Below are 12796 nucleotides of genomic sequence, written 5' to 3' on the forward strand. Positions count from 1 at the left end.
GGTCGTCGGCCTGGTGAGGCGGGTAGTCTCGGGCCCACCATGGCCGAAGAACGCGGTCCCCAGGGACCTGATGCGAGTATGGCCGCCGACCTCGACGAGGCGGCGGGCACCCTGCTGGCTGTCTGGGAGGCGGCCCGGGAGCGGACCACGAGCCGGCTCTCCGGTGCCCAGTTGCGCGCGGTCATGGTCGTCGAGCAGTACGACGGGATCAACCTCCGCCGGCTCGCCACGCTGACCGACATGCTGCTCTCCTCCGCCAGCCGGCTCTGCGACCGGCTGGTGGCGGCCGGCATGCTGGAGCGGGAGCCGGGCCGGTACGACCGGCGCGAGATCGCCCTGCACCTCACCCCGGCGGCCACCCGGCTCCTCGGCGAGCTGCGCGCCGACCGGCGCCAGCGGCTGGACCGGATCCTGGTCGGCATGAGCCCGGAGGGGCGGGCGGCGCTGGTGCGCGGGATGCGCGAGTTCGACGAGGTCGCCCGACGCGGGGAGGCCGCCGCGGCGGAGGGCTGGCCGGTGCTCCAGCCATCGGGGGAGCGGATCGGCGACCCGCAGCCCGAGCCGGAGTCACCCGGCGAGCCGCCGGTGGCCCGCACCGCCTGACCGGCCCGGGCCGGGCCCTCCCGCCGCCACGACCAGCATGGCGACGTCGTCGTGCACCTGGCCGTCGAGCCACTCGTCGACGAGCTGGAGCAGCCGGTCGACCAGCGCGGCGGGCGGCAGCCCGGCTCCGGACGCGAGCGCCCGCCGCAGCCGGGCGTCGCCGAACATCTCCAGCCGGCTGGGCCCGCCCCGGGCCTCGGTCACCCCGTCGGTGTACGCCACCAGCACGTCGCCCGGGGCCAGGCGTACCTCCGCCTCGACGAAGCGGGCCGCGGTCAGCGCGCCGACCGGCATGCCGCCGACCCGGACCGGCTCGATCCGGCCGTCGGTGCGGACCACCAGCGGGGCCGGGTGGCCGCCGCCGGCCACCCGGACCAGCAGCCCGCCGCCCGGCTCGCGGGTCAGGGCGCCCAGCAGGAGGGTGGTGAACTGGGCCCGGCGGGCCGCGTCGGGTGCGTCCAGCAGCGCGTGGTTGAGCAGTTCCATCAGCTCCCGCGGGCGTTGCTCGACCAGCCGCAGGGTCTGCAGCGACTGGCGTACCCGCCCGGTCAGCACGGCCGCGCCGACCCCCTTGCCGCACACGTCGCCGAGGGCGAAGAGGCCGCCGCCGGGGGTGGGGAAGAGGTCGTAGAAGTCGCCCCCGATGCGCAGCGTGTCCCCGGCGGCACGGTAGCCGCCGGCCAGCGTCATCCCGGGAAGCGGCGGCAGGTCCGGGGGGAGGAGGCTGTTCTGGAGCACGCGGGCCAGGTTCGCCTGCTCCCCGTAGAGGTCGGCCGCCGCCAGCGCGGCGCCAGCCCGGGCCGCGAACTCCCGCGCCAGCTCGACCTCGCGCGGGTCGAAGCCGCTCCGCCCGGGACGGCGGGCCAGGATGAGCGCGCCGGCCGGGCCGCCGGCGCTGCGCATCGGGCTGATCAGCACGGCGCCGGGCCGGCCGAAACCCGCGGGCAGCAGCTCGCCCAGCTCGGCCAGCTCGGCGTCGAGCCAGGGGCCGGACTCGGTGGCGTCGCCGTCGAGCGCCTCGACCAGGCCGGGCGCCGACTCGACCACCGGCCAGCCGGCGACGCCGGTGACCGGGCCGGGCTCGTCGGCGGCGTACCGGACCCAGTGCGGCAGGTCCTCGGCGGGCGGGGACGGGCGGTGCACGGCCACGGCGGCGTCGGCCAGGTGGGGCACCGGGAGGGTGACGGCGGCGCGCAGCGTCTGGTCCCGGTGCAGGGAGAGCCCGAGGCGGCTGCCCGCCTGGGCCAGGAAGGCGGTGCGGGACCGCTCGGCCCGCAGCGCGTCGTCGCGCGCCTGCTCCTCGGTGACGTCCCGCACGTACCAGGCGCAGGTGCCGGCGGCCAGCCGGCGCCGGACGCCACGCAACCGCCGGCCGTGGTGCTCGGCGTCGAAGGTCCCGCCGTCGCCGCGCACGGCGTCCGCCAGCGCGGGCACCGGGCAGTTGGCCAGGTCGACGCCGGGGGAGAGCTCGGGGAGGAGTTCCGCGGCCGCGGCGTTGACCAGGGTGACGACGCCGGCCCGGTCGGTGGTCACGACGGCCTCGGCGAGCCCGTCCAGCAGTTCGCGGGCGAGCCGGGAGTCGTCCGGCAGCGCGGCCCCGGCCGACGGTCGGGCGGTCCTCATCGCCGGGGGCGGGGCGCTTCGGTCTGTCGAACCGTGCGCATGCTGTCGGTGCACTCCTCGATCGCGATCCGTTGCCTGGCGGCAAGCGTACCGAGCGGGGGCGCCGGAAGCCCACGGAGGAGCGCCGCGGTCAGCCGGAACGGGCCAGCCAGGCGACCGGACGGTCCACCACCCGGCGGACCACCGAGGCGGCCCCACCGACCGCCGCGGAGCGCGCCCCGAGCGCCGCCGGGCGCACCGTCACCGGGGACCAGGCGGCGGTGAGCACCCGCCGGGAGATCTCCGCGACCACGGGCGGGCGCAGCCAGGGGGCGAGCGGGGCGTATCCGCCGCCGAGCACCACGGTGTCCAGGTCCAGCAGGTTCACCACGCCCGCCACGGCCACCCCGAGGGCGGTCCCGGCATCCGCCAGGGCGGTCAGCGCGGCCGGGTCGCCCGCCCCGGCCAGGTCGGCCAGCCGGGTGGCGGCGGTGTCCGCGGGCAGGTCCGCGCCGGTCAGGCCGGCGGCGGCCAGGATGGCCTCCTGGCCCGCGTACCGCTCCAGGCAGCCCTGGCCGCCGCAGCGGCACGGCCGCCCCTGCGGCTGCACCGGGATGTGACCGATCTCGCCGCTCCAGCCGCGCGCGCCCCGGTAGAGCACCCCGTCCAGCACGATCCCGGCGCCGATGCCGATCTCGCCGGTGATGTGCAGGAAGCTGGTCGAGCCCGGTGGGCCGGCGTGCAGCTCGCCGAGGGCGGCCAGGTTGGCCTCGTTGTCGACCACCAGCGGGGGGATGCCGGCGACCGGCTCGGCGAGCGGGCGCCCGGCGAGCAGGGCGGGCACGTCGACGTCCCGCCAGCCGAGGTTGGGGGCGAGCCGGACCAGGCCGCCGCCGTCGACCAGGCCCGGTACGGCGAGCGCCGCGCCGGCCAGGGTCAGCCCGTCGCGTGCGGCGGCGGCGCGGGCCTCGGCGGCCAGGGCGGCGAGCCGCTCCAGGGCGTCGGCGGGGGAGACCGGGCGCAGGTCGGCGCGGCGCACCAGGTGGTGCCGGACCGCCCCGGTGAGGTCGACCACGCAGGCGGCCAGGTAGTCGACGTTCACCTCCAGGCCGAGCCCGGCCGGGCCGTCGGCGGCCAGCACCAGCCCGCGGGCGGGCCGCCCGGCCCCGGTGCGCGGCGCGGGTTCGGCCTCGGCGACCAGCCGGCCGGCGATGAGGTCGTCCACGACGGCGGAGACGGTGGCCCGGGTCAGCCCGGTTTCGGCGGCGATTCCGGCGCGGGACGGCGGTCGGTCGGCGGTGGCGATCCGCCGGAGCACGACGGCGAGGTTGAGCTCGCGCAGGCTGCCCTGGCGGACCGCGCCGGCGGTGCTGGGGCTGGTCACCCCTTGACAGTGCCACAGCGTGGTCATTTAATTCAACCACTGAACAAATTGCGGACGACACCACCACCCGGAGGTCCCCATGGCGCCCCGTCCCACCCCCGCGGACAAGTTCTCGTTCGGTCTCTGGACGGTGGGCTGGACGGCCCGCGACCCGTTCGGCGACGCCACCCGACCCGAGCTGGGCGCCGTCGAGGCCGTCCACCGGCTGGCCGAGCTGGGCGCGTACGGGATCACCTTCCACGACGACGACCTCGTCCCGTTCGGCGCGGACGCCGCCACCCGCGACGCCCACCTGTCCCGGTTCCGCAAGGCCCTCGACGAGACCGGCCTGGTGGTGCCCATGGTCACCACCAACCTCTTCACCCACCCGGTGTTCAAGGACGGCGGCTTCACCAGCAACGACCGCTCGGTACGCCGCTACGCGCTGCGCAAGGTGCTGCGCAACGTCGACCTGGCCGCCGAGCTGGGCGCCCGCACCTTCGTCATGTGGGGCGGCCGGGAGGGCGCCGAGTACGACCTGGCCAAGGACATCCGCGCCGCGCTGGACCGCTACCGCGAGGCGGTCGACCTGCTCTGCCAGTACGTCGTCGACCAGGGCTACGACCTGCGCTTCGCCATCGAGCCCAAGCCGAACGAGCCGCGCGGCGACATCCTGCTGCCCACCGTCGGCCACGCGCTCGCGTTCATCTCCACCCTGGCCCGCCCGGAGCTGGTGGGCCTCAACCCCGAGGTCGGCCACGAGCAGATGGCCGGGCTGAACTTCGCGCACGGCATCGCCCAGGCGCTCTGGCAGGGCAAGCTGTTCCACATCGACCTGAACGGCCAGCGCGGCATCAAGTACGACCAGGACCTGGTCTTCGGCCACGGCGACCTGCTCAACGCGTTCGCCCTGGTCGACCTGCTGGAGCACGGCGGCCCGAACGGCGGCCCCGCGTACGACGGCCCCCGGCACTTCGACTACAAGCCCTCCCGCACCGAGGACATCAGCGGGGTGTGGGCCTCCGCGGCGGCGAACATGAGCACCTACCTGCTGCTCAAGGAGCGGGCCGCCGCGTTCCGGGCCGATCCGGAGGTGGCCGAGGCGCTGGCCGCCAGCAAGGTCTCCGAACTCGCCGCCCCGACGCTGGGTGCGGGCGAGAGCTACGCCGACCTGCTCGCCGACCGCGCCGCGTTCGAGGAGTTCGACCCGCAGGCGGCCGGTGCGCAGGGCTACGGTTTCGTCCGGCTCAACCAGCTCGCCGTCGAGCACCTGCTCGGCGCGCGCTGAGGCGGGTCGCCATGCCGCTCGTCGCCGGGATCGACTCGTCGACCCAGTCCTGCAAGGTGGTGATCCGGGACGCGGAGACCGGCGCGCTGGTCCGGCGGGGCCGCGCGCCGCACCCGGAGGGCACCGAGGTCGACCCGCACGCCTGGTGGGACGCCCTGCGGGCGGCCGTCGCCGAGGCCGGCGGGCTGGCCGACGTGGCCGCCGTCTCGGTCGGCGGCCAGCAGCACGGCATGGTCTGCCTGGACGAGGCGGGGCAGGTGGTCCGCCCGGCGCTGCTCTGGAACGACACCCGCTCCGCCGACGCCGCCCGGGAGCTGGTCGAGGAGGCCGGCGGCGGGGAGGCCGGCCGCCGATTCTGGGCCGACGCGACCGGCTCGGTGCCGGTGGCCAGCTTCACCGCCACCAAGCTGCGCTGGCTGGCCCGGCACGAGCCGGCCAACGCCGACCGGGTGGCCGCCGTCTGCCTGCCGCACGACTGGCTCACCTGGCGGCTGGCCGGCGCACCCGGGCTGGCCGCGCTGCGCACCGACCGCGGCGACGCCAGCGGCACCGGCTACTGGTCGCCGCGTACCGGGGAGTACCGCCTCGACCTGCTGGAACGCGCCTTCGGCCGGCGGCTGCGGGTGCCGGTCGTGCTGGGCCCGGCCGAGGTGGCCGGCCACCTCGACCCGGCGGCGTTCGGCGCCGGCGCGAGCCCCGGCGGCCCGGTCCTGCTGGGGCCGGGCACCGGCGACAACGCCGCCGCCGCGCTCGGCGCCGGGGCCGGCCGGGGCGACGTGGTCGTCTCGATCGGCACCTCGGGCACCGTCTTCGCGGTCGCCGACACTCCGGCCGCCGATCCGAGCGGGGCGGTGGCCGGCTTCGCCGACGCGACCGGCCGGTTCCTGCCGCTGGTCTGCACGCTCAACGCCGCGCGCGTGCTCGACGCCGCCGCCACGCTGCTCGGCGTCGACCTGGCCACCCTGAGCGAGCTGGCGCTGGCCGCCCCGCCCGGCGCCGGCGGGCTGGTCATGGTGCCGTACCTGGAGGGGGAACGGACCCCGGACCGGCCCACCGCCACCGCCGCGCTGCACGGGCTCACCCTGGGCACCTCGACCCCGGCGCACCTGGCCCGGGCCGCCGTCGAGGGCATGCTCTGCGCGCTCGCCGACGGCCTCGACGCGCTGACCGCGCAGGGCGCCCGCGCCGACCGGATCATCCTGGTTGGCGGCGGGGCCCGCTCCGCCGCCGTGCGGCGGATCGCCCCGCAGGTCTTCGGCCGCCCCGTGGTCGTGCCCCCGCCCGGGGAGTACGTCGCCGACGGGGCCGCCCGCCAGGCCGCCTGGGTCGCCCTGGGTGGCGCGGCGCCGCCCACCTGGCCGGCGGGCGACACCGAGGAGTACGCGTCGCCGGGCGTTTCCGCCATCCGCGAGCGCTACGCCCTGGCCCGGGACCGGGTGGTCGACCGGGCGGGGTGATAAAAGGGGATGCCGGGCGGCCGACCGGTAGGGATCATCGGGGCGTGCCATCGACTTCCCCGCCCGGAGACGCCGCCCGGCGCAGCCCGCTGCCCGTCTTCCAGTACGACGACGTCGACAGCCCGGGCGACGTCATCGACACGCTGCTGCTGACCGACTTCGTCACCGGCCGCCACCCCTGGGCGCGTACGGTCCGCCTGGCCAAGGTCCGGGCCGGGGCCCGGCTGGTGCCCGAGCGGGCGACGCTGACCCGGACGGCCATCGAGCGCAACCGGGAGGCCCGCCTCGCCGGTGGCGACGGCTGGACGGTACGGGTGGTGAGCTGGCGCGGCCGGGGCGCGGAGGTGACGGTCACCGCCGTCGACGAGGCGACCGGCGCGGCCGTCCTCGACGAGATCGTCACGGGCGGGGCCGAGCCGGTGCAGCGGGACACCGGCCCGATCGGCTTCTGGCACCAGAACCCCCGGCGCGGTGCCCAGCGGGACACCCGGCGGATCACCACGCCCACCTGGGCCGAGATCCGGGCCAACTATCCGGCCGCGGCGGCGACCCGGCTGGACGCCCTGATGGTGGCGACCCCCGAGACGGTCGCCGGCCGGCTGCTGCTCATGCACGGGCCCCCGGGCACCGGGAAGACCACGGCGTTGCGCGCGCTCGCCCGCGAGTGGCGCGAGTGGTGCCAGGTGGACTGCGTCCTCGACCCCGAGGTGCTCTTCGGCGATCCCGCCTACCTCGCCGAGGTGGCGGTGGGGGAGCACGAGGAGGGCGACGACGGCGAGGACCGGCGCCGGTGGCGGCTGCTCGTCCTCGAGGACTGCGACGAGCTGATCCGGGCGGAGGCCCGGCAGACGACCGGGCAGGCCCTGTCCCGCCTGCTGAACCTGACCGACGGGCTGCTCGGCCAGGGGCGCAACGTGCTGGTGGCGATCACCACCAACGAGGACCTGTCCCGGCTGCACCCGGCGGTGACCCGGCCCGGGCGCTGCCTGGCCCGGATCGAGGTGGGCCCGCTGTCGCACGCCGAGGGGGCCGACTGGCTTGGCACCTCCGCCGGCGTCCCGGCACAGGGTGCCACCCTCGCCGAGCTGTACGCGCTCCGCGCCGGGACGGCGCCGGCCGGCGCGGTGCCGGTCGAGATCGGCGGCTACCTCTGACCGGAACGGGGGTCCGTGTTCCGGCCGTGACCCGCACCTGATTGGCTGCCCGGCATGAGCAGCGGCACGAGGGTCTCCCGGCGGGGGAACGCGGCGCACCGGTTCTACAGCGTGGTGGTGTTCGTGGTGCTCGCCTCGCTGGACAACGTGGCCATCGGCCTGGTCCCGCCGCTGTACGGGCCGATCTCCGGCGCGCTCGGGGTGTCGCAGCGGCTGCTCGGCCTGGTCACCGCGGTCAGCTTCCTGGTCAGCGCGGTCGCCGCGGTGGCCTGGGCGTACGTCGGCGACCGCACCGACCGCAAGCCGCTGCTCATGGTCGGCACGCTGATCTGGGCGGCCGGCACCGGGGGCAGCGCCCTGGCCCAGCACTACCCGGCGTTCCTGGCCGCCCAGCTCGTCGCCGCGATCGGGTTGGGCGCGGTCGGCTCGGTCGGCTTCTCCGTGGTCACCGACCTGATCTCGCCGCGCCGCCGGGGCCTGGTGATGAGCTTCTGGGGCCTGTCCCAGGGCGTCGGCACGCTCGCCGGCACGCTGACCGGCGGCCTGCTCGGCGCCACGGACTGGCGGCGGCCGTTCCTGGTGCTCACCGCGGTCGGCCTGCTCGCCACGGTGGCGTACCTGTTCACGTACGACATCCGGCGCGGGCAGAGCGAGCCGGAGCTGGCCGCGGCGCTCGACGCGGGTGGCGAGTACGACTACCGGATCAGCCGCGCCGACCTGCCCCGGATCCTGGCCCGGCGGACCAACCGCTGGTTGGTCCTCCAGGGGCTGACCGCGCAGGCCGCCTTCGGCTCGCTGGTCTGGCTGCCCGTGCTGTTCAGCCAGCGGGCCGAGGCGCAGGGCTACTCGGCGGCCACCGCCGTGGTGGTGGGCAGCGTCTTCGCCACCCTGTTCCAGCTCGGCGGGGTGCTCTCCATCGTGGGCGGCCTGGCCGGCGACGCGCTGCAACGGCGTACGCCGAGCGGCCGGGCCCTGGTCGCGGCCGTGGGCATCCTCGCGGCCGTGCCGTTCTACCTGGTCCTGTTCTTCGTGCCGATCCGGATCGACGTGCCGGACGGCGGCAGCTCCGGCGCGATCATCGCGGCGGTGCTGAGCAGCGTGCTCACCGAGCCCACGGTGGGGCTGAGCCTGCTCACCGCCGTGCTCGCCCTCGCGCTCACCTCGGCCAACTCGCCCAACTGGTTCGCGCTGATCGCCGACGTCAACCCGCCGGAGCACCGGGGCACGGTCTACAGCCTCGGCAACCTGGTCAACGGGGTCGGCCGGGCGGCCGGCAACGGGCTGGTCGGGGTGGCCTTCGGGGCGCTGCGGGCGGCCTTCCCGCCGCCGCTGAACTACGCCGTCGGGCTGGCCGCGTTCCAGCTCTTCTTCATCCCGACCGGGTTCATGTACTGGCTGGCCGCCCGCACCTCACCGGGGGACATCGAGTCGGTCCACGACCTCCTGCACACCCGCGCCGACCGCCTGTAAGGAAGGGCCCCCTCTTAACGCCTCGCGTATAGCAGGGGCCCCTTCTTAACGCCCAGCGTTAAGAAGGGGCCCCTGCTTGCATGGTCAGGCGCGCAACCAGACGGTCACGTCGGTGGGGACGCCGTCGCCCGCCAGCGGGGCGCTCGACGCCAGCACCTCGGCGCCGGCGGGCAGCGGCACCGGCTCCGCGCCGAAGTTGGTCAGCACGGTGAGCCCGCCGTTGGTGAAGGTCAGTACCTCGTCGCCGGAGGAGAGCCAGCGCAGCGGCCCCCGCGCCAGGCCGTGCTCGCGGCGCAGCCGCAGGGCCGTCCGGTACAGCTCGTAGGTGGAGCCGTCGACCCCGCGCTGCCGGTCGAGCGCGTACTCGGCCCAGCTCGGCGGCTGCGGGAGCCAGCTCGCGTCGGTCGGCCCGAAGCCGTACGACGGGGCGTCGGCCTCCCACGGGATCGGCACCCGGCAGCCGTCCCGGCCGCGCTGGGTGTGCAGGCTGCGCTCCCAGGTCGGGTCCTGCCGGGCCTCGTCGGGCAGCGTGGTGTGCTCCGGCAGCCCCAGCTCCTCACCCTGGTAGAGGTAGGCGGAGCCGGGCAGGGCGAGCATGAGCAGGCTGGCCGCGCGGGCCCGGCGCAGGCCGAGCGCGGCGTCGGGCTGCGGGTCGCCGATGCCGATCCCGTTCGGGCGGCCGCCGCCGACGGCGAGCCCGAGCCGGGAGGCGTGCCGGACCACGTCGTGGTTGGACAGCACCCAGGTGGTCGGGGCGCCGACGCTGTCGGTGGCCTCCAGCGAGCGGGTGATCACCGCGTACTGGGCGGTGGCGGTCCAGGCGGCCAGCAGATATTCGAAGTTGAACGCCTGGTGCATCTCGTCCGGCCGCACGTAGCGGGCCAGCCGCTCGGCCGGCTCCACCCACGCCTCCGCGACCAGGATCCGCTCCCCGTCGTAGGAGTCGAGCAGCCGCCGCCACTCCCGGTAGATGTCGTGCACGCCGTCCTGGTCCCACATGGGCGGGCGCGGCTTGTCCACGTCCGGACCGGAGAGGATCTCCTGCGGTTCCTGCCAGTCGGCCAGGTCGGCCTGCTTGATGAGGCCGTGCGCCACGTCGACCCGGAACCCGTCGACGCCCCGGTCCAGCCAGAACCGGAGGATGTCCAGGAACTCGGCGCGCACCTCCGGGTTGTCCCAGTTGAGGTCGGGCTGGCCGGTGTCGAAGAGGTGCAGGTACCACTGGCCGTCCGGCAGCCGGGTCCAGGCCGGCCCGCCGAAGACGCTCTCCCAGTCGTTCGGCGGCTCGGCGCCCTGCGGGCCCCTGCCGTCGCGGAAGATGTAGCGCTGCCGCTCCGGGCTGCCCGGCGCCGCAGCGACGGCGGCCTGGAACCAGCGGTGCCGCGACGAGGTGTGGTTCGGCACCAGGTCGACGATCACCCGCAGGCCGCGCGCCCTGGCCTCGGCGATTATCTTGTCGGCGTCCGCCAGCGTGCCGAAGAGCGGGTCGACGTCCCGGTAGTCGGCCACGTCGTAGCCGGCGTCGGCCTGCGGGGACGGGTAGAACGGCGACAGCCAGACCGCGTCGACGCCCAGCTCGCTGAGGTGGTCGAGGCGTGCCGTGATGCCGGGGAGGTCGCCGATCCCGTCGCCGTTCGCGTCGGCGAACGAGCGCGGGTAGATCTGGTAGATGACGGCCTCGGTCCACCAGCCGGTGGCCGGGGTCTCCTGCGTCGCGTCGGTGTTCAGCGCCTTCTCCCTGTCGTGCGTACGGGACGAATCTGATCAGTTTGCCCGGGGCGGCGCGGTCGATTCGCGCACCACCAGGCGAGTGGGCAGGATCACCGAGGCCGGCGACCGGGGGTCGGCGTCCGGGCCCCGCGGCGCCGGCACCAGCCCGGCGTACGGGCTGGCGACCCGCCCGCCCAGCGGGTCGAGCAGCATGCGGGCGGCGAGCAACCCCTGCTCCGCCGCCGGCTGGGCGATGGTGCTCAGCCCGAGCACCCCGGCCAGGTCGTGGTCGTCGATGCCGATCACGCTGACGTCCTCGGGCACCCGCAGCCCCGCGTCGCGCAGGGCGGTCATCGCGCCCATCGCCATCTCGTCGCAGGCGGCGAAGATGGCGGTCGGCGGCTCGCCCCGGGCCAGCAGCTCGGCGGTGGCCCGGGTGCCGCCGTCGACGTTGAACTGCGACTCGACGTCGAGGCTCGGGTCGGGCCGGAGCCCGGCGGCGCGCAGTGCCTCCTCGTAGCCGCGCCGCCGGTCCAGGTGGGTGGTGAAGGCCAGCTCGTCGTCCGGGTCGCCGGAGATGTGCGCGATCCGGGTGTGGCCCAGGTCGAGCAGGTGCCGGGTGGCGGTCCGCGCCGCGGCCACGTCGTCGATGCGGACGCAGGGCCAGCCGGGCACACCGCTGCCGGAGCTGATGGTCACGCCGGGCAGGGCCAGCTTGGTCAGGGCGGTCAGGTCGGCCGGGCGCAGCGGGGTGGCGACCAGGATGATCGCGTCCACCCGCTTGTGCAGGCTGGCCGGGTGCAGCACCCGCTGCCGGATCTGCTCCCGCCCGCCCAGGTTGTAGAGCAGCAGGTCGTAGCCGTTCTGGTGGAGGTAGTCCTCGACCGCCTCGACCACGGTGCCGAAGAACCAGCGGGTGATCCGGGGGACCACCACGGCCACCGTGCCGGTCTTCCCGCCAGCCAGCCGGGAGGCGCTCGGCGAGACCGCGTACTGGAGCTGCTCGGCGGCGGCGAGGACCCGGCGCCGCGTCGCGGCCGAGACCGTCGGCAGGCCGCGCAGCGCCCGGGAGACGGTGGCCGTGGACACCCCGGCCAGGCGGGCGACATCGTCAATCTTCGTCATCGGCTCCCCGCTCCGACCCCGCGCCCGCCGCCGCCGGGGGACCGGCGGCGGCGGAGCAGCGGATCAGCCCTTGACGCTGCCGGCGAGCAGACCCCGCACGAAGAAGCGCTGGAGGGACAGGAACACGATCAGCGGTACGACGATCGACACGAATGCGCCGGCCGTAAGCCGCTGCCACTCGTTGCCCCGCGTGCCGGCCAGCTCGGCCAGCCGGACGGTCAGCGGGGCGGTCTCGTCGCCGCCACCCGCGAAGATCAGCGCGACCAGCAGGTCGTTCCAGACCCAGAGGAACTGGAAGATGCCGATCGCGGCCAGCGCCGGGGTGATCAGCGGTAGGACGATGGTCCGGAAGATCTTGGGGTGGGTGGCGCCGTCGACCCGGGCCGACTCCATCAGTTCGCCGGGCAGCTGCGAGATGAAGTTGTGCAGCAGGTAGACGGCGAACGGGAGCGCGAAGCAGGTGTGCGCGAACCAGACCTGGGCGAACTTCTGCTCGTCGACCAGGTCCCAGGCGGGGAGCACCTGGATCCCGGCGATGGTGACGCCGGTGGAGAAGAACTTCAGCAGCGGCACGAGCGCCATCTGCAGCGGCACGATCTGCATCGCGAAGATCGCGATGTAGACCCAGTCCCGCCCCTTGAAGTTGATCCACGCCAGCGCGTACGCGGCCAGTGAGGCGAAGGCGATCGGGAAGAGCACCGACGGGATGGTGATGGCGAGGGAGTTGATGAAGTAGCTGGCGAGCTGCCCGGATGAGCCGGTGCTGAACAGCACCTCCTGGTAGTTCTCCAGCGTGAACTGCGGGTCGCTGAAGAACGTCCACCAGCCGGTGGTCTTGATCTGGTTCTCGGGCCGGAACGAGGAGATGAACAGGCCGAAGGTCGGGACCGTCCAGAGCAGCGCGAGCACGATCGAGACCAGTGTGGCGGTGCGGCTGTTCAGCCGCTTGCGGACCCGGGCGGCCCGGCCGGGCGTCGCAGTGGCCTGGACGCCGGCTCCGACGGTGGGGGTGGCGGTGGTCATG

At 75.4% G+C, this 12796-nt stretch carries 10 protein-coding genes; 5 read left to right on the top strand and 5 right to left on the bottom strand.

Translation table 11 applies throughout. The annotated features are described in order from the left end of the window. Nucleotides 1–78: 78 nt before the first annotated feature. Complete coding sequence (locus RMN56_RS17485; RefSeq protein ID WP_313718508.1) at nucleotides 79–603, top strand: MarR family winged helix-turn-helix transcriptional regulator; 525 nt, start codon at nucleotides 79–81, stop codon at nucleotides 601–603. Here the strand turns inward: RMN56_RS17485 and RMN56_RS17490 are convergent. Both RMN56_RS17490 and RMN56_RS17495 read right to left on the bottom strand, forming a co-directional pair. After that, a complete protein-coding gene (locus tag RMN56_RS17490) occupies nucleotides 568–2226 on the bottom strand; it encodes a PP2C family protein-serine/threonine phosphatase (RefSeq protein WP_313718509.1) in 1659 nt (552 codons plus the stop codon). The two genes, RMN56_RS17485 and RMN56_RS17490, sit on opposite strands and share 36 nt — an antisense overlap. Nucleotides 2227–2356: 130 nt before the next feature. Next, on the bottom strand, nucleotides 2357–3616 hold the full coding sequence (locus RMN56_RS17495) for an ROK family protein (protein WP_313718510.1): 1260 nt from the start codon (nucleotides 3614–3616) through the stop codon (nucleotides 2357–2359). Nucleotides 3617–3668: 52 nt separating this feature from the next. On the opposite strand from RMN56_RS17495, the gene xylA reads away from it, so the two are divergent. Genes xylA through RMN56_RS17515 form a run of 4 tightly spaced genes read left to right on the top strand, consistent with a single transcriptional unit; the run spans nucleotide 3669 to nucleotide 8937 of the window. Next, on the top strand, nucleotides 3669–4856 hold the full coding sequence (gene xylA / locus RMN56_RS17500) for a xylose isomerase (RefSeq protein WP_313718511.1): 1188 nt from the start codon (nucleotides 3669–3671) through the stop codon (nucleotides 4854–4856). Between the two features lie 11 nt (nucleotides 4857–4867). Beyond that, nucleotides 4868–6313, top strand: coding sequence for a xylulokinase (gene xylB, locus RMN56_RS17505; protein WP_313718512.1), 1446 nt, complete (start codon nucleotides 4868–4870; stop codon nucleotides 6311–6313). 44 nt (nucleotides 6314–6357) lie between these two features. After that, entirely contained in the window at nucleotides 6358–7467 is a 1110-nt protein-coding gene (locus RMN56_RS17510) for a DUF5925 domain-containing protein (RefSeq protein ID WP_313718513.1), read from the top strand. A 54-nt stretch (nucleotides 7468–7521) separates the two neighbouring features. Beyond that, nucleotides 7522–8937 carry an MFS transporter gene (locus RMN56_RS17515; RefSeq protein ID WP_313718514.1) on the top strand — a complete coding sequence of 472 codons (1416 nt, stop codon included), beginning with the start codon at nucleotides 7522–7524 and terminating at the stop codon, nucleotides 8935–8937. Between the two features lie 84 nt (nucleotides 8938–9021). On the opposite strand, the gene RMN56_RS17520 is transcribed toward RMN56_RS17515, so the two are convergent. From RMN56_RS17520 to RMN56_RS17530, 3 genes are all read right to left on the bottom strand, one after another. Beyond that, nucleotides 9022–10665: a glycoside hydrolase family 13 protein gene (locus tag RMN56_RS17520; protein WP_313724772.1), complete on the bottom strand. Its 1644-nt coding sequence runs from the start codon at nucleotides 10663–10665 to the stop codon at nucleotides 9022–9024. A 36-nt stretch (nucleotides 10666–10701) separates the two neighbouring features. Beyond that, entirely contained in the window at nucleotides 10702–11772 is a 1071-nt protein-coding gene (locus RMN56_RS17525; protein ID WP_313718515.1) for a LacI family DNA-binding transcriptional regulator, read from the bottom strand. Nucleotides 11773–11835: 63 nt separating this feature from the next. Beyond that, nucleotides 11836–12795, bottom strand: a complete 960-nt coding sequence (locus RMN56_RS17530) for a carbohydrate ABC transporter permease (RefSeq protein ID WP_313718517.1) — start codon at nucleotides 12793–12795, stop codon at nucleotides 11836–11838. Nucleotide 12796 lies beyond the last annotated feature (1 nt).

Source organism: Micromonospora halotolerans (genome assembly GCF_032108445.1).
Classification (GTDB): domain Bacteria; phylum Actinomycetota; class Actinomycetes; order Mycobacteriales; family Micromonosporaceae; genus Micromonospora; species Micromonospora halotolerans.

Bases quoted from the DNA above. Each gene is read 5' to 3' on its own strand.
- RMN56_RS17485 (WP_313718508.1), top strand. From the start codon at position 79: ATGGCCGCCGACCTCGACGAGGCGGCGGGCACCCTGCTGGCTGTCTGG.
- RMN56_RS17490 (WP_313718509.1), bottom strand. From the start codon at position 2,226: ATGAGGACCGCCCGACCGTCGGCCGGGGCCGCGCTGCCGGACGACTCC.
- RMN56_RS17495 (WP_313718510.1), bottom strand. From the start codon at position 3,616: ATGACCACGCTGTGGCACTGTCAAGGGGTGACCAGCCCCAGCACCGCC.
- xylA (WP_313718511.1), top strand. From the start codon at position 3,669: ATGGCGCCCCGTCCCACCCCCGCGGACAAGTTCTCGTTCGGTCTCTGG.
- xylB (WP_313718512.1), top strand. From the start codon at position 4,868: ATGCCGCTCGTCGCCGGGATCGACTCGTCGACCCAGTCCTGCAAGGTG.
- RMN56_RS17515 (WP_313718514.1), top strand. From the start codon at position 7,522: ATGAGCAGCGGCACGAGGGTCTCCCGGCGGGGGAACGCGGCGCACCGG.
- RMN56_RS17525 (WP_313718515.1), bottom strand. From the start codon at position 11,772: ATGACGAAGATTGACGATGTCGCCCGCCTGGCCGGGGTGTCCACGGCC.
- RMN56_RS17530 (WP_313718517.1), bottom strand. From the start codon at position 12,795: ATGACCACCGCCACCCCCACCGTCGGAGCCGGCGTCCAGGCCACTGCG.